General features: G+C 61.8%; 13 protein-coding genes. 10 read left to right on the forward strand and 3 right to left on the reverse strand.

The window, feature by feature from the left end; all coding sequences use genetic code 11:
* The first annotated feature begins 11 nt into the window (after positions 1-11).
* From ACUN0G_RS22230 to ACUN0G_RS22255, 6 genes are all read left to right on the forward strand, one after another.
* Positions 12-3,074, forward strand: a complete 3,063-nt coding sequence (locus ACUN0G_RS22230) for an efflux RND transporter permease subunit (RefSeq protein ID WP_445574276.1) — start codon at positions 12-14, stop codon at positions 3,072-3,074.
* Positions 3,075-3,079: 5 nt separating this feature from the next.
* Complete coding sequence (locus ACUN0G_RS22235) at positions 3,080-6,205, forward strand: efflux RND transporter permease subunit (RefSeq protein WP_445575584.1); 3,126 nt, start codon at positions 3,080-3,082, stop codon at positions 6,203-6,205.
* The gene (locus tag ACUN0G_RS22240) at positions 6,202-7,623 is read left to right on the forward strand and encodes an efflux transporter outer membrane subunit (RefSeq protein ID WP_445574277.1); all 1,422 of its coding nucleotides are present in this window, start codon (positions 6,202-6,204) and stop codon (positions 7,621-7,623) included. The genes ACUN0G_RS22235 and ACUN0G_RS22240 overlap by 4 nt, the downstream gene beginning before the upstream one ends.
* A gap of 67 nt (positions 7,624-7,690) precedes the next feature.
* Positions 7,691-8,596, forward strand: coding sequence for a DUF808 domain-containing protein (locus ACUN0G_RS22245; protein WP_063028192.1), 906 nt, complete (start codon positions 7,691-7,693; stop codon positions 8,594-8,596).
* A gap of 34 nt (positions 8,597-8,630) precedes the next feature.
* A complete protein-coding gene (locus ACUN0G_RS22250) occupies positions 8,631-9,614 on the forward strand; it encodes a GlxA family transcriptional regulator (RefSeq protein ID WP_445574278.1) in 984 nt (327 codons plus the stop codon).
* A 72-nt stretch (positions 9,615-9,686) separates the two neighbouring features.
* Positions 9,687-11,678, forward strand: a complete 1,992-nt coding sequence (locus tag ACUN0G_RS22255; protein WP_445574279.1) for an FUSC family protein — start codon at positions 9,687-9,689, stop codon at positions 11,676-11,678.
* A 30-nt stretch (positions 11,679-11,708) separates the two neighbouring features.
* On the opposite strand, the gene ACUN0G_RS22260 is transcribed toward ACUN0G_RS22255, so the two are convergent.
* Both ACUN0G_RS22260 and ACUN0G_RS22265 read right to left on the reverse strand, forming a co-directional pair.
* Positions 11,709-12,497, reverse strand: coding sequence for an MlaA family lipoprotein (locus ACUN0G_RS22260; protein WP_003210582.1), 789 nt, complete (start codon positions 12,495-12,497; stop codon positions 11,709-11,711).
* A complete protein-coding gene (locus ACUN0G_RS22265) occupies positions 12,490-13,788 on the reverse strand; it encodes a serine protein kinase PrkA (RefSeq protein WP_010166231.1) in 1,299 nt (432 codons plus the stop codon). Before ACUN0G_RS22265 ends, ACUN0G_RS22260 begins: the two co-directional genes overlap by 8 nt.
* 236 nt (positions 13,789-14,024) lie before the next feature.
* On the opposite strand from ACUN0G_RS22265, the gene ACUN0G_RS22270 reads away from it, so the two are divergent.
* Positions 14,025-14,393: a hypothetical protein gene (locus ACUN0G_RS22270; RefSeq protein WP_063028197.1), complete on the forward strand. Its 369-nt coding sequence runs from the start codon at positions 14,025-14,027 to the stop codon at positions 14,391-14,393.
* An 88-nt stretch (positions 14,394-14,481) separates the two neighbouring features.
* Here the strand turns inward: ACUN0G_RS22270 and ACUN0G_RS22275 are convergent, their stop codons facing one another.
* Complete coding sequence (locus ACUN0G_RS22275) at positions 14,482-16,035, reverse strand: glycoside hydrolase family 17 protein (RefSeq protein ID WP_445574280.1); 1,554 nt, start codon at positions 16,033-16,035, stop codon at positions 14,482-14,484.
* Between the two features lie 330 nt (positions 16,036-16,365).
* Here ACUN0G_RS22275 and ACUN0G_RS22280 point away from each other — a divergent pair, with 330 nt between their 5' ends.
* The 3 genes from ACUN0G_RS22280 to ACUN0G_RS22290 all read left to right on the forward strand — a co-directional run bounded on the left by ACUN0G_RS22280 (position 16,366) and on the right by ACUN0G_RS22290 (position 19,424).
* The gene (locus ACUN0G_RS22280; protein ID WP_258347113.1) at positions 16,366-17,217 is read left to right on the forward strand and encodes a glycine betaine ABC transporter substrate-binding protein; all 852 of its coding nucleotides are present in this window, start codon (positions 16,366-16,368) and stop codon (positions 17,215-17,217) included.
* 240 nt (positions 17,218-17,457) lie between these two features.
* The gene (locus ACUN0G_RS22285; RefSeq protein WP_445574281.1) at positions 17,458-17,769 is read left to right on the forward strand and encodes a DUF485 domain-containing protein; all 312 of its coding nucleotides are present in this window, start codon (positions 17,458-17,460) and stop codon (positions 17,767-17,769) included.
* Positions 17,766-19,424 (forward strand): cation acetate symporter, encoded by a 1,659-nt coding sequence (locus ACUN0G_RS22290; protein ID WP_076015222.1) that lies wholly within the window; start codon positions 17,766-17,768, stop codon positions 19,422-19,424. Before ACUN0G_RS22285 ends, ACUN0G_RS22290 begins: the two co-directional genes overlap by 4 nt.
* Positions 19,425-19,539: the final 115 nt, after the last annotated feature.

A 19,539-nucleotide genomic window follows, 5' to 3' on the forward strand; every position in this document is an offset into this window, starting at 1 on the left:
AGCTGCCGAGCATGAACATTTCGCGGCCCTTTATCGAACGACCCGTCGCCACCACCTTGATGATGGTGGCGGTGCTGTTGCTCGGCCTGTTGGGGTATCACTTGCTGTCGGTGTCGGCCTTGCCCGAAGTCGATTACCCGACCATCCAGGTCTTCACCCAATACCCCGGCGCGAGCCCGGACGTGGTCAGCTCGTCGATTACCGCGCCGCTGGAACGCCAACTCGGTGAGATGCCGGGCCTCAAATCCATGAACTCCACCAGCTCCGACGGCGCTTCGGTGGTGACCCTGCAATTCGACCTGTCGCTGTCCCTGGACGTCGCCGAACAGGAAGTGCAGGCCGCGATCAACGCCGCCGGTACCTTCCTGCCGGCCAACCTGCCGTACCCGCCGGTGTACAGCAAGGTCAACCCGGCGGATGCACCGGTGTTGACCCTGTCCCTGACCTCCGACGTATTGCCGCTGACCAAGGTCGAAGACCTGGCGGATACACGGCTGGCGCAGAAGATCTCGCAGATCACCGGCGTCGGCCTGGTGACCATCAGCGGCGGCCAGCGCCCGGCGGTGCGGGTCGAGGCGAATACCTCGGCGCTCAACAGTCTTGGCCTGTCCATCGACGACCTGCGCACTTCCCTCGGCACCGCCAACGTCAATCAGGCCAAGGGCAATATCGACGGCAAGTTCCAGGCGTATTCCATTGGTGCCAACGACCAGCTGCAGTCGGCCGAGGAATACCGCGACTTGGTGATTGCCTATAAGAACGGCGCACCGATTCGCCTGTCGCAGATCGCCACTTCCACCCAGGGCCCGGAGAACCCGCGCCAGGCCGCGTGGACCAACAGCACGCCGTCGATTGTGCTGAATATCCAGCGCCAACCCGGCGCCAACGTGATTCAGGTGGTCGACCGCGTGCAGCAATTGCTGCCCAAGCTGCGGGCCAGTTTGCCGGGCACCTTGAAGGTCGATGTGCTGACTGACCGCACGCAAACCATCCGCGCCTCGGTCACTGATGTGCAGTACGAGTTGGCCATGGCCATCGTGCTGGTGGTGATCGTGATTTTTGCGTTCCTGCGCAATGTGCCGGCCACGATCATCCCCGCCGTCACCATTCCACTGACGCTGGTGGGCACCCTGGCGGTGGCCTATGCGTTGGGCTTCTCCCTGAACAACCTGACGCTGATGGCGTTGACCATCGCTATCGGCTTTGTGGTGGATGACGCCATCGTGATGATCGAAAACATCACGCGCTATATCGAGGCCGGCGACTCACCGCTGGAGGCGGCGCTCAAGGGTTCGGAGCAAATTGGTTTCACGATTATTTCGCTGTCGATTGCCCTGATTGCGGTGATGATCCCGCTGCTGTTCATGGGGGATGTGGTCGGCCGATTGTTCCGCGAATTCGCCATGACCGTGGCCGTGACCATCGTTATCTCGGCCTTCATATCGCTGACCCTGACGCCGATGATGTGCGCGCGGATGCTGAAGAATAAGCACCAGGAGCGCCGCGCGGATTTCTTCGACCGCATCAACACCCACTACGTGCGTGGCCTCGACTGGGTACTGGCGCACCGCACCCTGACTTTGATCTCGGTGGTGCTCACCGCCGCACTGACCCTGCTGACCCTGGTGATCATGCCCAAGGGCTTTTTCCCCGACCAGGACACCGGCCTGATCCAGGGCATTTCCCAGGCGGCGCCGACGGTTTCGTTCCAGCAGATGCAGACCGAACAACAACGTCTCGCCGCCCGAATCCTCAAGGACCCGGCCGTACAAAGCCTGTCGTCCTTTGTCGGGATCGACCAGACCAACCCGACCATCAACCAGGGCAACCTGCTGATCAACCTCAAGCCGCGGGGTGAACGTGACAGCGCCACCGAAGTGATCCGCCGGCTCTCCGATGCCAACGCCGACGACGCCGGCATCCGCCTGTACCTGCACTCGGTGCAGGACCTGACCCTCGACGCCACGGTATCCACCACCAGTTACCGCCTGGGCCTGCAAGCCACCGACCCGGACGAACTGGAAACGTGGACCAACAAGCTGCTGGCCGCGATCAAGCAAGACCCGATGTTCACCGATGTGCAAAGCCAGGCGATGCAGTTCGGCAACCAGATCCAGCTGACATTCGACCGCGCCACGGCCTCGCGGCTGGGCATCACGCCCCAGGCAATCGATGACGTGCTGTACGACGCCTTCGGCCAGCGCCAGGTCTCGACGATCTACACCCAGCTCAACCAGTACCACGTGGTAATCGCCACCGACCATCCGCCGCGCAACCTGTCGGACTTGCTCACGGGCTTGTACGTGGACATCCCGGGTGGCGGCGTCGCGCCGCTGTCGAGCATGGCGACCCTGCAGGTGGTGCGGGCGCCCGTCACCATTAACCGGCTGGGCCAGTTTCCCTATGCCGACGTGTCGTTCAATCTGGCACCCGGCCAAACCCTTGGCGCGGCGGTCACGCGGCTCAAGGACATCGAGGCCAAGGTCGGTTTGCCGCTGTCGGTGCAGGCCAACCTCGAAGGTGCGGCGGCGACGTTCGAGCAGTCGCTGTCCAACCAGGTGTTCCTGGTGGTGGCGGCGATTGTGGTGGTGTACCTGATGCTGGGGATTCTGTACGAGAGCTTCGTGCACCCGGTGACGATCCTTTCGACGCTGCTCTCGGCGGCGCTCGGGGCCTTGCTGGCGCTGCTGGTGACCGGCACGCAGTTCGACATTATCGGATTGATCGGCATTGTGCTGCTGATCGGCATCGTGATGAAAAACGGCATCATGATGGTCGACTTTGCCCTGGAGTTATTACGCGAGGGCGGCCTGAGCCCGGCGGCTGCGATCCGTCAGGCGGCGGAGCTGCGGTTCCGGCCGATCCTGATGACCAGCATGGCCTCGCTGTTCGGTGCGGTGCCGCTGGCGCTGGGGACGGGGATTGGCTCGGAGCTGCGGCATCCGCTGGGCATCGCGATTATCGGCGGGTTGTTGCTCAGTCAGTTGCTGACGCTGTTTTCCACACCCGTGATCTTCCTTGCCATGCACAGCCTGGGGCAGCGCTTCAGCCGCCATCCGGCTGAAGCGGTCTGATGGCGATGAACCTCAGCGCGCCGTTTGTTCGCCGCCCCATTGCAACCACCTTGATGGCGGCCGGCCTCGCGCTGTTTGGCGCGCTGGCCTTTATGCTGCTGCCGGTGGCGCCGCTGCCGGAGGTGGATTTCCCCACCATCAGCGTCAGCGCCTCGTTGCCCGGTGCCGATCCCACCACGGTTGCCAGCTCAGTGGCCACGCCCCTGGAGCGCCAGTTCGGGCAGATCGCCGGGGTCACGCAGATGACTTCGTCCAGCAGCCTCGGCTCGGCGCGGATCATCCTGCAGTTCGACCTGAACCGCGACATCGACGGCGCCGCCCGGGACGTGCAGGCCGCGATCAACGCCGCCCGCAGCAACCTGCCCAGCGACCTGTCCGGCAACCCGACGTACCGCAAGGTCAACCCGGCCGACTCGCCGATTTTGATCATCAGCCTGACCTCCGACAGCGCCACGCCGGGGCAGATGTATGACGTGGCTTCGACCCTGCTGGAGCAGAAGTTGTTGCAGACCACCGGCGTTGGTGACGTGACGGTGGGCGGCGGCGCGCTGCCGGCGGTGCGGGTGGAGTTGAACCCCGACCGGCTCAACCAGTACGGCGTCAGCCTGGAGCAGGTGCGCCAGGTGATCAACGCCTCCAACGTCAACCTGCCCAAGGGCAACGTGGCCATCGGCGACCGTAACTACGGCATTGCGGCGAACGACCAGTTGCTCAACGAAGAGGACTACGGGCCGCTGGTAGTCAAGGCGCACAACGGCGACCTGATCCATATCTCCGACCTGGGCTACGTGCGTGAAGACGTGCAGGACCTGCGCAACTTCGGCCTGTCCAACGGCAAGCCGGCGGTGCTGCTGGTGGTGTTCAAGCAGCCGGGGGCCAACGTGATCGAAACGGTGGACGCGGTGAAAGCCTCGCTGCCGTTTTTGCAAAGCTCGATTCCGGCGACGATCAAGCTCGACTTGCTGATGGACCGCACCACCACCATTCGCGCCTCGTTGCATGACGTCGAGATCACGTTGCTGGTGTCGATCCTGCTGGTGACCCTGGTGACATTCGGCTTCTTCCGCGACTGGCGCAGCACCCTGGTGCCGGCGATTGTGGTGCCGCTGTCGTTGCTTGGCACCTTCGGCGCGATGTACTTCCTCGGATACAGCCTGAACAACCTGTCCCTCATGGCGCTGACCATTTCCACCGGCTTTGTGGTGGACGATGCCATCGTGGTGGTGGAAAACATCATGCGCCACCTGGAGCGCGGCAAGACCCGGGTGGAGGCCGCGCTGGCCGGGGCCCAGGAAGTCGGCTTCACGGTACTGACCATCAGTGTGTCCCTGGTGGCGGTGTTTATTCCGCTGCTGCTGATGGGCGGGATTGTCGGGCGGCTGTTCCGTGAGTTTTCGGTGTCGTTGTCGGTGGCCATCGTGATCTCGATGCTGATCTCCCTGACCGTCACGCCGATGCTCGCCAGCGTGCTGCTGCGGGCGCCGAAGGAGATTCACCAAGGCAACGAACACCCGGATTCGCGATTTCACCGCTTCTACGATCGCACCCTCGGCTGGGTGATCGAGCATACGGTGCTGATGGGGTTCGTCACGGTGTTGGTGATCGTCCTCGCTGGCGTCCTGTATGTACTGGTGCCCAAGGGCTTTTTTCCCCAGGAAGACACCGGACGCTTGCAGGGCAGCATCCTGGCGAACCAGAGCATTTCCTACGGGGCGATGCAGAAGGACTTCACCGAGATCAACCGCAAGGTGATGAAGAACCCGAATATCGAAACCGTGGCCGGCTTTGTTGGTGGCGGAGGAGGTGGCGGCGGGGCGGTCAACAGCGCGCAGATGTTTGTCTTGCTCAAGCCGCTGGGGGAGCGAAAGGACAGCGCTACCGAAGTCATCGGGCAAATCCGTCGCAGCCTCGGCGACCTGCCCGGCACCAAGCTGTATTTGCAGTCGGCCCAGGACATCACCGTGGGTGGCCGGCAAAGTGGCGCGCAATACCAATACACCCTGACCGCCGATGACCAGGCATCCCTGGATGAATGGGTGCCCAAGGTGGTGGCGGTGCTGCACAAGTTGCCGCAACTCACCGACCTCAATACCGACCAGCAGGACAACAGCCTGCTGGCCAATGTGCAGATCAACCGCGACACGGCGGCACGCCTCGGGGTGAGTATCTCGGCGGTCGACCAGGCGCTGTACGACGCCTTTGGCCAGCGTCAGGTCGCCACCCTGTATCGCGCGGCCAACCAGTACCACGTGGTGATGGAAATCGCCCCGGAATACTGGACCGACCCTTCAGCGCTCAAGGGCATTTACGTGCCGACGGGCACCCAGGCCACGACCACCAAAGGCACCACGGCAGCGCCCAACCTGACCACCGAACAGACCCTGGTGCCGCTGTCGGCCCTGGCGGATAACACGGTGGCGCGCACGGCGATTTCCATCAGCCACCAGGGCACGTTCCCGGCGGTGACCATCTCGTTCAATCTGGCTCCCGGCACGTCCATCGGCCAGGCCACGGCGATGGTGGACGACGCGGTGAAGCAGCTGCGCATGCCCGCCAGTGTGGTGGGCCAGTTTGCCGGTACGGCCCAGGTGTTCCAGTCGTCGGTGGCCAGCGAACCGTTGCTGATCGTCGCCGCGCTGCTCTCGGTGTATATCGTGCTGGGCATCCTCTACGAAAACCTGATGCACCCGCTGACCATTCTCTCGACCTTGCCCTCGGCCGGTGTCGGTGCGTTGATCGCCTTGTTGCTGACGGGCACCGAGCTGTCGATCATCGCGCTGGTGGGGGTGATTCTGTTGATTGGCATCGTGAAGAAGAACGCGATCATGATGATCGACTTCGCGATCACCGAGCGGCGGGAGTTCGGCCTCACGGCCAAGGAAGCGATTCGCCGGGCGTGCCTGATCCGTTTCCGGCCGATCATGATGACCACCCTGGCGGCGATCCTTGGCGCGCTGCCGCTGGTGCTCGGCACCGGTTATGGCTCTGAGTTGCGCCGGCCGTTGGGGATTTCGATTATTGGTGGCCTGCTGTTCAGCCAGGTGCTGACGCTGTACACCACCCCGGTGATCTACCTGTGGCTCGACCGGGCGTCACAGCGCCTGGGTCGGCGTAAGGAAGCAAGGTTATGAACGTGAAACACAGCGTGCTTTGCATCAGCCTGCTGCTCGGTGGCTGCATGGTCGGGCCCGATTACCAGAAGCCCACCATGGAGCTGCCGCAGTCGTTCAAGGAAGGCGCGCAGTGGCAGCGCGCGGCGGCCAACCCCCAAGGGGCGATGGACAGTCAGTGGTGGCTGGCTTATCAGGATCCGGTACTGAACGATTTGGTGACGCGCTCGGCCAAGGCCAACCAGTCGATCATCGCGGCGGAGGCGGCTTATCGTCTGGCCCAGGCGCAGGTGGCGTCCAGTCGGGCCGGTTTGTGGCCGACGGTGGGCGTAGGGTTGTCGGGTTCGCGGGGAACGGCGGGCAGCGGCAGCGGTACGTCGACTACCGGCACCACGACGGGCGGCGTCGCGAACAGCGTCAGCGCAACCTTGACCGCCAGTTGGGAACCGGACCTGTGGGGCCTGGTGCGGCGCGGGATAGAGTCCAGCCAGGCCACGGCCCAGCAATCCGACGCATTGCTGGCCGGGGTGCGGCTGTCCATCAGCGCCAGCGTGGCGAGTAACTACCTCGCCCTGCGGCAGATGGATATCGACGTGCGCCTGTTGCAGCAACAGCAGAAGATCAACCAGCAACTGCTGGACATGATCCAGGTGCAATTCACCCAGGGCGTCGCCACCAACGACCAGTTACTGGTGGCTCAGGATCAACTGACCACTTCGATTGCCGACTTGCAGACCTCGCTGCGCGACCGCGAGCAATACGAACATGCTCTGGCCGTGCTGGTGGGCGTGGCGCCGAGTGAGTTTGCCGTGGCTGTGCGGGATGACTACCGCTTCGTGCTGCCGCGCCCCCCTTTGACCTTGCCTTCAACCTTGCTGCAACGGCGTCCCGATGTGGTTGCGGCGGAGCGTTCGGCAGCGGCGGCCAACGCGAAAATCGGCGTGGCTGAAGCCGCATTCTTCCCGACCCTGGACCTCACCGCTGAGGCCGGCTATCGGGGCAGTGCCCTTGGCGGGCTATTCTCGCTGCCCAATCGCATCTGGACCCTGGGCCCGGCCCTGGCGGAAACCCTGTTCGACGGCGGCGCCCGTGAAGCGGCGGTCAGGCAGGCCGAGGCCAGCTACGACCAGATCGCCGCCAACTACCGGGGCACCGTGCTCAGCGCCTTGCAGAACGTCGAAGACAACCTCTCGGCGATCAACCATCTGCAAACCCAGGCCGATGCGTTCCAGCAGGTCTATCAGCGCAACCAGCAACTGTTCGGCAGCCAGGAAGCGCAGCTGCGCGCCGGCACCGTCAGCCAGGAGGCCGTGCTGACCCAGCAACTGGTGTTGCTGCAAGCCGAGCAGAATCTTCGCGACACCCAGGGCCAGCTCAGCCAGGGGAGTGTGGCGTTGATTCAGAGCCTGGGTGGTGGTTGGCAAACCCCTCAGCACTGAACGGCTCGCTAACCCGGTGTGCGCCGCGTTATTCTCGGCACACTTTGAATCACGGGAAGCCTGAGCCATGGCAGGAAGCAGTTTGCTGGTATTGATCGACGACATCGCTGCGGTGCTCGACGATGTAGCGTTGATGACCAAGATGGCCGCGAAGAAAACCGCCGGCGTGTTGGGGGATGACCTGGCGTTGAATGCCCAGCAAGTCTCCGGGGTGCGCGCCGAGCGGGAAATCCCGGTGGTGTGGGCGGTGGCCAAGGGCTCGTTCGTCAACAAGCTGATTTTGGTGCCGGCTGCCTTGCTGATCAGCGCATTTGCGCCGTGGGCGGTGACACCGCTGTTGATGCTGGGCGGCGCTTATTTGTGTTTTGAGGGCTTCGAAAAACTCGCCCATAGCTTCTTCCACAAGCGCACCGAAGAGCAGGCGCACCTGGTGGAAGCCGTGGCGGATCCGGCCACGGACCTGGTGGCCTTCGAGAAGGACAAGATCAAGGGCGCGATCCGTACCGATTTCATCCTCTCCGCCGAAATCATCGCCATCACCCTCGGCACCGTGGCCGATGCGCCGCTGATGCAGCAAGTGATCGTGTTGTCGGGTATCGCCATCGTCATGACCATCGGCGTCTACGGCCTGGTGGCCGGTATCGTCAAACTCGATGACTTGGGCCTGTGGCTCACCCAGAAGCCCGGCCAGGCGGCGCGCAGCATTGGTGGGGCGATCTTGCGGGCGGCACCGTACATGATGAAAAGCCTGTCGGTGATCGGCACGGCGGCGATGTTCATGGTCGGCGGGGGGATCCTGACCCACGGTGTGCCGGTGGTGCATCACTGGATCGAGACGGTGAGCCAGAGCACCGGCGGGCTGGCGTGGTTGATGCCGACGTTGCTCAATGCGGTAGCGGGGATCATTGCCGGGGCCGTGGTGTTGGCGGTGGTCAGCGTGGTGGGTAACCTCTGGAAGCGGGCGAGGGCGTAGGCAATTGATCGAGCGACGGCAGTTCAGCGGGGGCATGAAAGGCAAGAACCTCCGTTACCTGAATGAAAATCCCGGCGAGGCCCGTCAGACGGTGCGTGCGGGATTTGTGTTGCTCGAACATTTCTCGCTGCCGGCGTTTACCCAGGCGCTGGACACGCTGATCACCGCGAACCTGCTGCGACCTGCGTCGTTTTCTACCTCGACCTTCGGCTTGCAGGAAGGCGAGGTGACCAGCGACCTGGGGCTGGTGATTCGGCCCGATGCGCGGCTTGAGTCTTCGGTGCTTAAAGAGTTGGACCTGCTGGTGATTTGCGGTGGTTACCGCACCGAACTGAAGGCCTCGGACGAATTCATCCATCTGCTGAAAAGCGCTGCGGAGCAGGGTGTGCACTTCGCCGGTTTGTGGAATGGTGCTTGGTTCCTCGGGCGTGCGGGTTTGCTGGGGGGCTACCGCTGCGCCGTGCACCCGGAACATCGCCCGGCCCTGGCGGACTTCTGCAAGGCGACGCAGGTCAGCAGCGAACCCTATGTGATTGATCGCGACCGGCTGACGGCATCGAGCCCTTCCGGTGCGTTTCATATGGCGCTGGACTGGATCAAGGGGCTGTACGGCAAAGCGTTGGTGGAGGGGATCGAGGACATCCTGGCGTTTGAGGAGTCGCGCTACCGGCGGGTGAAACCGACCGAGAACATCTGCTTGAGCGCGCCGTTGCGTGAGGTGGTCAACCTGATGGACGCCAACCTCGAAGAACCTCTGGAACTTGAGCAACTGGCCGTTTATGCGGGCCGTTCCCGGCGCCAGCTGGAGCGTTTGTTCAAGGAGCAGCTTGGCACCACGCCCCAGCGTTATTACCTGGAACTGCGCATCACCGAGGCCCGTCGGCTGCTGCAGCACACCGAGCTGTCCCAGGTCGATGTGCTGGTGGCTTGCGGGTTTGTCTCGCCGAGCCATTTCAGCAAGTGCTACAGCGCCTACTTTGGCTACAGGCCGTCCAAGGAAAAGCGGTTGGTCAAATAACCGCGACATTGGCATTCGCGAGAAATATAGATACGATGCTAATCATTAGCTTGCTATCTATATGCGGGTTCCATGAAATCCTCCACCTTTCAGCTCCCTGATTTCTGGCAAGCGACGCTGACCCCTTCCCGCAACGATCTGCTGTTTGCCTTGCGCAACATGATCGCCGGCGGGGTCGCGTTGTACCTGGCCTTCTGTTTCGACTTGCAGCAGCCGCAATGGGCTCTGACCACCGTATTTATCGTGGGCCAGTCCACCAGCGGCATGGTCCTGGCTAAAGGCGCCTATCGGCTGGTGGGCACGTTTGTCGGGGCCATGGTTTCCATTGCGATGATCGGCGTGTTTGGCCAGGCGCCGTTGTTGTTCCTGCTGTGCATGGCGCTGTGGCTGGCGTTCTGTACCACCGGGGCTTCGTTGCTGCGCAATCACGCGTCCTATGGCTTTGTGCTGGCGGGTTACACCACGGCGATTATTGCGCTGCCCGCTACGGCGGCACCGCTGGGAGTGTTCGATGAGGCGGTGGCACGCTGTCAGGAGATCAGCCTGGGGATCCTCTGCGCTTCCATCGCTAGCACGATTTTATGGCCACGCCGGGTCGAGCAGGTGCTGGCGGTTCAAGCGCGGGCCGCGTGGCAGGCCGGGGTGCGCGCCGCGGCTTCGGAGCTGTTGGGTAATGATCAGCGTAAGGGGTTGCTCGAAGCGTTGAGCCGCCTGGTGGCGGTGGATAGCCAGCGCGACCACGCCTGGTTTGAAGGGCCCAAGGGCCGACGCCGTTCCCAGGCCTTGCGCGTGCTCAGCCGTGACCTGCTCAGCCTGCTGCGGACGGCGCGGGGTGTGGCGCGCCAGCGGATGATGCTCGATGAGACGGCTGCAGTGGTGCCATTGATTGAAGAGGTGGCGGCTGTGTTGCAGCAGGAGCGTCTCCATGACCTGCCTGACTTGTCGCGGCGGCTTGGCCTGGCGTTGCAGGCTCCGCATCTTGGCCAGGAGGTGCACTTTTGCCTGATGCAACTGGCTCGAGTACTGCGTCTGATTGAGCTGGGGGGATTGACCCTGGACGCGGTCGAACAGGGCAGGGTACCGCCCGGCGCGCCGGGGGCGATGTCCTGGCATCGGGATATTGAGCAGGGTGTGCTCGGTGGGTTGCGCAGTGCCTTGGCGTTCCTGGCGGTCGCGGCGTTCTGGATCTTTACAGCATGGCCTTCAGGTTTGGGCGCGGTGTCCATTTGTGGCGTGGTGCTGAGCCTGTTTGCGGCACGGGAAAACCCGTCGGCTTCAAGCCTGAATTTCCTCAAGGGCATTGCGCTTTCGATCCCGGTGGCGGGGGTTGTGTGCTTCGTGCTGTTGCCCGGCTTCGATGGCTTTCCCTTGTTGTGCCTGGCGTTGGGGGTACCGCTGTTTTTCGCCTCGCTGTGCATGAGCCGCCTCAAACTGGCGGCCACGGCCTCGGCGTTCTGCATCTTTTTCGTCAACAATGTCGGGCCCAGCAATGTGATGACCTACGACTTCGCCGCCTTCCTCAACAAGGCCATCGCGACGCTGGTGGGTGTCGGGATTGCCGTGGTGGTGTTTCGGCTGATCCAGCTCAATCCGGGTGAGCATCACTATCGGCGGATGTTCAAGGCGTCGTTGTTCGACCTGGCGCAATTGACCTCGCGCCCGCTGGAACAGGCTGAAAGCTGGTTTGGCGGGCGCATGGCGGACCGGCTGATTCGCTTGTCGCGCTACAGCGAAACCTTGCCTGCTGATCGCCGCGCGCATTGGGACAATGGATTGCTCGGGCTGGACCTGGGGGATGAGTTGCTGGAATTGCGTGCCTGCCTGGCGGGCAGCCGGGGCGCGTTGGCGATTGAACGGGATCGCTATTTGCGGGCGTTGGAGGCGGCGCTGGAGGAGGGTGGACCGAGCGTGGCGAATGAGTCGCTGATGGACGCGGCCAGCGTTGCGATGCTTGAGGCGCTTGAGCAGCCCTCGGCATTGACGGAACAGGATCGGGAAATGGCCAGGGCGGCCGTGCTGCAATTGCGGTTTACGTGGCGTAAGTGGTGTCGGCGGGGGATGTAGGCGCTGGCAAGCCAGCGCCTACAGGAGGCATTACTCGGCGATCTGCAACTTGCGCGCCTCGGTGTACACGTAGCGCACCTTTTCATACTCGAACGGCGAGTTCATCTGACCGTAGCGGAAGCTGGTCTGGTAGCGCTTGTCGACTGCGCGCAGGGCCCAGATTTCCGGGTGGTTTTCGCTGACCTTGGACACGTTCAGGAAGTTGATCTCGGTCTCGGCGCCGTAGTCCACCAGCAGGCCGGTGGTGTCCCGCAGGTTCGACGGACCAAACAGCGGCAGCACCAGGTAGGCGCCGCCCGGTACACCGTAGAAGCCCAGGGTCTGGCCGAAGTCTTCGCTTTGGCGCGGCAGGCCCATGGCGGTGGCTGGGTCCCACAGACCGGCGATGCCGATGGTGGTGTTGAGCAGCAGGCGGCCGGTGGTTTCCAGGGAACGATGGCCCTTGAGTTGCAGCAGGCTGTTCAACAGGTTGGGCACGTCCCCCAGGTTGTTGAAGAAGTTGCTGACGCCGGTACGCAGGAAGCTTGGGGTGACATAACGGTAACCGTCCACCACCGGCAGGAACACCCACTGGTCGAAGCGGTAGTTGAAGTGGTAGACCCGGCGGTTCCACGACTCCAGCGGGTCGTAGACATTCAGGGCGTTGACCGACGAACGCTCAAACTCACGCTGGTCCAGGCCGGGGTTGAACTTGAGATGGCTCAGTGGCTCCTTGAAGCCGTCGGAGTCCACTACGGTCGGCGTGTGAGCCTTGCTGTTGTCGGCATTGGCCACGCCCGCGCACATCAGGGCAGCGAGCAGCAGAAGATATTTAGCCACGGAAGAACTCCAGCATGGCGTCGGCGTTGACGCGGTAATTGAGGTTGCCGCAATGGCCGCCCAGGGGGTAGACGGTCAAGCGATCGCCGAAGGTTTTACGCAGGAAGCCAAGGTCGCCCGGGCCCAGGATCACGTCGTCGGCGTTGTGCATGACGGCGATTTTCGGGCTGTCGTGCAGGTAGTCCTTGAGGGCATACAGGCTGACCTGGTCAACCAGTTGCAACAGGCTGCCACCGTCGGAACGGGCGCGCCACATCGGGATCACCTGTTCGGTGAGGTAGCAGTCGAAGTCGCACTGCAGCGCACGCTTGAGGAATGGGGTGAGGCTGGTGCCTTCGCTGATCGGGTACTTGGGCGGGATGATCAGGCCGCGGCGGTTGATCAGGTCCGAGGTGAAGGCAATGTCGGCCGCCGAGAAGCGGAACGAGGTGCCGATCAGCATCGCCATCTGTTCGTTGGTCAGGTGTTCCTTGGAATTCTGGAAGTCGTAGAGCAGGGCATCGTTCAGGTCGATGTAGCCCTTTTGCTGGAAGTAGCGGGTCAGTTTGTTCAACACCAGCTCATAGAAGGTGGTGCTGTTGTTGATGCCCTTGACCTCGGTCTGCACCAGCTTGTCGAGGTTGGTGATCGAGGTATAGAGGTTGACCGGCGGGTTCAGCAGCAGGACTTTCTTGAAGTTGAAGCTGCGACGGGTTTCGTCCAGCTTGCTGACGAAGGCTGCGTCGAGGGCGCCGAGGCTGTAGCCGGTGAGGTAGAAGTCGGTTACGGGCAGCGTCGGGTTTTGCGCGCGTACGGCCTGCATCACGCGGTACATGTCTTCGGCGTCTTCCTGGCTGATGCCGGGAGTGGCGAAGCGCGAGGCGGCGGCGATGAAGTCGAAGCTGGTGGGGGACGACAGCTGGACGACGTGGTAACCGGCCTTGTAGTACAGCTTTTTCAGGTATTCGTTGATGGTGCTGTCAAAGCGTGCGCCGGTGCCGGCGATCAGGAAGATCAGCGGTGCGGCACGGTCTTGCTTGGCGATGCGGTAGGTGAGTTTCTTCACCGCCCAGAAGTTGTCGGGCAGGCTGAACTCGCGCTCGGGGCGCATCGTCAGGGTGTAGTCGGATTGATTGATTTCATCGTCGGACGGCAGTTCCGGCCGCAGGTTCGGCGGGGTGGTCGCGATGGTCGCTTCAAACGGGTTGGTCAAAGGGTAGCCATAGCTGGCCTGGTCGATATCGACCGCCAGTGCTGACGCACTCAGAAAAAGGCTGCCCAACAGGGCCGCACAGCGCAAGGAACGGAGCATGACTAAATCCCTAAGAGGAAAACGTGCTGAAGTGGAGTTCGCAGGCTATGACCACCGCGTTGCTGCCGAAGTGCCAGCCTTCGGCACTAAAAGTCGGAAAAAACGTCGGAATCGGGGTAATAGTAGCGAGACGATACACTTTGCCACGCCTTAATGAATACTTATCTGTGTGCAAAACTTGCTAACGGCCACCGGGGGATTAAGCTGGGCGCCGTTTTCGCCTATCGGAGTGCCCCATGTCCCGCCGTTTTCCGCTGATTCTGTTGCTTATTGCCCTGCCGCTTTGGCTGGCCGCCAGTTATGGCGCGCGTTATGGATTCATGGAGGATGGCCGCTGGGTGGGCATTTGTGCTGATGAGGCCAGCCGCTGGGAATGCCAGGTGCGTTCCAACCTGGGGTTGATGATTCACTTCAAGGTGCTGGGCTGGGCGGCGTTGATCACGTCGGTGCTGGCGTTTTTTGTGCCGGGCCGGGCCGGGTGGGGATTGGCGGTGTTGGCACTGGTGTTCGGGTTTCCGGCGTTGGCGTTGTACAACACGACCTTTGCGGTGTTTGCGGTGGTGATTGCGGGGTTGCGGTTGGTCAGGGCGCCTCGGGCAGCCTGACAGGGCCCCATCGCAGGCAAGCCAGCTCCCACATTTGACCGTGTTCACAGATCCAAATGTGGGAGCTGGCTTGCCTGCGAAAGCGGTCTTAAGCCTTGCGCACCCGCAAGCAACGCCACAATGCTACGACCATGAGCAGGCTAACCACTGCCCAACCCCACGCCTGCTGGTTCATCAACCCTTCTCGGAACAACTGCGGCGCAATGCCGGCACCAATGATGAACGCCAGCAACGCAATCTCCCGACGCAGCCCGCTCACCGGACGCACCAGGTACACCAGCGCCGGCAACACCAGCGCGGCACTCGGGAAGCTGCGATAACGCGGGTCAAACACCAGCGCCAGCATCATGACCGCACCGGCGAACCCGGCGAGTGCCACCAGCCAGCCAGCGCGTTGCTCGATCCAGTTGAAGGCGCGTTCACGCCAGCCTTCACGTGCACTCAATGCCAGGGCGGCGTGAGCCAGTACCGCAAGGTTCAAGGCCACCAGCAATCCAGCCCAAACCCACTCATCGGCGAAGCGCGCTGTAACCCGGTTCAATTCGGCCCAGGTGCCGATCGAGCAGGCGGCCACGGCGCCGAGCAACGGCAACACCAACGCCGCACGGGTGGTGCGCACGCGGCCGCCCAGCAGCAGCGTACCCAGCAGGATAATCCCGCCAACCCCGAGCCAAACCGGCCAGTACGGCACATTGCTCACCGGCCCTGCCAGCACGCCTTTGTCCTGGCGATCTGCATCGAACAGACCCCAGTAACCCCCCACAGCACCCTCGCTGGCGCGTTTCCACGGCTGGTCAAACGCTTCGATCAGGTTGTAGTGCCAGCCATTGGCTTCAGCCATGGCCACGAACCCGCGCATGAACTTGGCTTCGTTGACCCGGCTCGGCACCGCGGTTTCCCGCTGGCGGCCTTCGCTCGGCCAGCCGGTCTCGCCGATCATCACGTCCTTGGGCGCAAACTTGTTGCCGAAGGTCTGGCGAACATCGCCCACATGCTTGAGCGCCTGGTCGATGCCCGACGGGTCATCTTCCCAGTACGGCAGCAAGTGAATGGTCAGGAAGTCCACCGCCGGGGCGATTTCCGGGTGTTGCAACCAGAACTCCCAGACATCGGCATAAGTGACCGGCTGCTTGATCTGGCTTTTAACCTGCTGGATCAGCCTGACCAATTGCGCCGCGGTAACTTCCTTGCGCAGCAGGGTTTCGTTACCCACGATCACCGACGTGATGACGTCGGGGTTGGCGTTGGCCGAAGCGATCAGCGCATCGACCTCCTTGGCCGTCGCCACCGGATCACTGCTGACCCACGCGCCGCTCATCAGCTTCAGGCCGTGTTTGCGCGCCAGTTCCGGCAAAGCTTCAAGGCCGGTCTGGGAGTAGGTGCGGATGCACTCAAAACGGGTGGCCAGCAACGCCAGGTCAGCGTCCATGCGCTCGGGGCGCAGTTTGAACGGCTGGTCGAATGGCGATTGGTCTTTGTCGAAGGGCGTGTAGGACGCACATTGCAGCTTGTGGCTGGCGCTCGCCACGTCCGGCAGCACCATCGGTTGGCCAAGGCCATACCAATAGCCGCCGAGGGCCAACACACCGAGGATCAGGGCAAATAAATAGGGCAGGAGCGGGAAGCGGGCAGTCGCGGGCATGATCAGGCCGTCTGGGGGCAAAGGCGCGCATCTTACCCGGATTTGTGCCGTCCCAGTGGAGCCGCATAGTTTTGACATGCAAAGTTCGGGCGGGATCGTCGGTGAATATCCTACAAATCGTCCTGCTGGCGATGTGATGTCGTTTCTTGCTTACCTGAGGTCGCAGTCAGAGCAGGTCGCTTGCGGCAGCAGGTTGATGATCGAAGTGTCAGCCCTCCACTGATGAGGCACCCACGTGATCGATGCGCGTGAAGGGGGCGCGGTGCACCACATAACAACAGGTTGACGTCGCTCGGCATCCGTCGGGCGCAGCACTTTCGGGGAAGCACTATGAAGATGCGACGACTCTTGGGCGCAGCTGCCACTCTGGTAGTTGCGATGAGCTCCACACTGGCCAGCGCCGACAGCAAAACCCTGAGCATCGGCTATGTGGATGGCTGGTCGGACAGTGTCGCCACCACCCACGTGGCGGCAGAAGTGATCAAGCAAAAGCTCGGTTATGACGTGAAACTGCAAGCGGTCGCCACCGGGATCATGTGGCAAGGCGTGGCCACCGGCAAACTCGACGCCATGCTCTCCGCCTGGCTGCCGGTGACTCACGGTGAATACTGGACCAAGAACAAGGACAAGGTGGTCGACTACGGCCCCAACTTCAAGGACGCCAAGATCGGCCTGATCGTGCCTGAGTACGTGAAAGCCAAATCCATCGAAGACCTCAAGACCGACACCACCTTCAAGAACAAGATCGTCGGCATCGACGCCGGTTCAGGCGTGATGCTCAAGACCGATGAAGCGATCAAGGCCTATGGCCTGGACTACAAGCTGCAAGCCAGTTCGGGCGCGGCGATGATCGCCGAGCTGACCCGTGCCGAAGACAAACAGGAATCCATTGCGGTGACCGGTTGGGTGCCACACTGGATGTTCGCCAAGTGGAAACTGCGTTTCCTGGACGACCCAAAAGGAATTTATGGTGCTGCTGAAACCGTCAACAGCATCGGCAGCAAAGGCCTGGAAAAGAAAGCCCCGGAAGTCGCGGCGTTCCTGAAGAAATTCCAGTGGGCCTCCAAGGATGAAATCGGCGAAGTCATGCTGGCGATCCAAGAGGGCGCCAAGCCTGAAGCGGCGGCCAAGGACTGGGTGGCCAAGCACCCTGAACGTGTCGCCGAGTGGACCGCTAAATAAGGCGTTAAAACTGTAGGAGCGAGCTTGCTCGCGAAGAACGCAAGGGCACCGCGATCATCCAGAATGAACGCGTTACCGTTGACGTTTTTCGCGAGCAAGCTCGCTCCTACAATTGTTTCTGCACCTTCGCAATCCCTCGCTACACTCCTTCTACTACTAAGGTCGTCTGGAACCTGTTCCTCAGCCGCATACAGTGGATATGTTCCAATAATAAAAAGCTGTGCTGCGAGGATAAAAACAATGAACGACAGCATTTACCTCTCGATTCAAAACAGCCCGCGTTTCAAGGAGCTGGTTAGTAAAAGGGAAAGATTCGCCTGGATTCTCTCGGCAATCATGCTTGGGCTGTACTCCGCTTTCATTCTTCTGATTGCCTATGGGCCGCAAGTACTGGGGGCCAAGATCAGCCCCGGTTCGTCCATCACGTGGGGGATCCCTATCGGGGTCGGGCTGATTGTGTCGGCCTTCGTCCTCACCGGCATCTATGTACGACGCGCCAACGGCGAATTCGACGACCTGAACAATGCGATTCTCAAGGAGGCTGCGCAATGATCCGTCGTCTATTGGCTGTACTCGGCGCTTCGGCCTTTGCACCTGCCGTTTGGGCGGCCGATGCATTGACCGGCGAAGTGCATAAACAACCGCTGAATATCGCAGCGATCCTGATGTTCGTGGCCTTTGTTGGCGCGACCTTGTGCATCACCTACTGGGCGTCCAAGCGCAACAAGTCGGCGGCCGACTACTATGCGGCCGGCGGCAAGATCACCGGGTTCCAGAACGGTTTGGCGATTGCCGGTGACTACATGTCGGCGGCGTCCTTCCTGGGGATTTCCGCGCTGGTGTTCACCTCCGGCTACGATGGCCTGATCTACTCGATCGGCTTCCTGGTGGGCTGGCCGATCATTCTGTTCCTGATCGCCGAGCGCCTGCGTAACCTGGGCAAATACACCTTTGCCGACGTGGCGTCCTACCGCCTCGGGCAAACCCAGATCCGCAGCCTGTCGGCCTGTGGCTCTTTGGTGGTGGTGGCGTTCTACCTGATCGCGCAGATGGTCGGCGCGGGCAAGCTGATCCAGTTGCTGTTCGGCCTTGATTACCATGTTGCGGTGATCCTGGTGGGCATCCTGATGTGCCTCTATGTGTTGTTCGGCGGCATGCTGGCGACCACCTGGGTACAGATCATCAAGGCAGTGCTGCTGCTGTCCGGTGCCTCGTTCATGGCGCTGATGGTGATGAAACACGTCAACTTCGACTTCAACATGCTGTTTGCCGAGGCGATCAAGGTTCACCCTAAAGGTGAAGCGATCATGAGCCCGGGCGGCCTGGTGAAAGACCCGATTTCGGCGTTCTCCCTCGGTCTGGCACTGATGTTCGGTACCGCTGGCCTGCCGCACATCCTGATGCGCTTCTTCACCGTGAGTGACGCGAAGGAAGCTCGCAAGAGCGTGCTGTATGCCACTGGCTTCATCGGCTACTTCTATATCCTGACCTTCATCATCGGCTTCGGCGCGATCCTGCTGGTCAGCACCAACCCGGCGTTCAAGGATGCTGCAGGTGCCTTGCTCGGCGGTAACAACATGGCGGCGGTGCATCTGGCCAACGCGGTGGGCGGCAGTATCTTCCTGGGCTTCATCTCGGCCGTGGCGTTTGCCACCATCCTGGCAGTGGTTGCCGGTTTGACCCTGGCGGGTGCTTCGGCGGTGTCCCATGACCTGTACGCCAGCGTGATCAAGAAAGGCAAGGCCAACGAGAAGGATGAGATTCGCGTATCGAAGATCACCACCATCGCCCTGGCAGTGCTGGCGATTGGCTTGGGCATCCTGTTTGAAAGCCAGAACATCGCGTTCATGGTGGGCCTGGCGTTCTCCATTGCGGCGAGCTGTAACTTCCCGGTGCTGCTGCTTTCCATGTACTGGAAAAACCTCACCACCCGCGGCGCAATGATTGGTGGCTGGTTGGGCTTGGTGAGTGCCGTTGGCTTGATGATCCTCGGCCCAACCATCTGGGTCTCGATCCTGCACCATGAGAAGGCGATCTTCCCTTACGAGTACCCGGCGCTGTTCTCGATGATCATTGCGTTTGTCGGTATCTGGTTCTTCTCCATCACCGACAAATCGGCGGCGGCAGAGAAGGAACGTGCGCTGTACTTCCCGCAGTTTGTGCGTTCGCAAACTGGCCTGGGGGCGAGTGGGGCGGTAAGCCACTAAGCTTGTAACCGTTACAAAAACAGCCCCGGTCGTGAGATCGGGGCTTTTTTTGCCTTTATATTGGTAACGAATACGACAAAACTGTTTCTCAAAACCGGCACAAATAAAAACGGCC

Source organism: Pseudomonas sp. 32A, assembly GCF_052682255.1.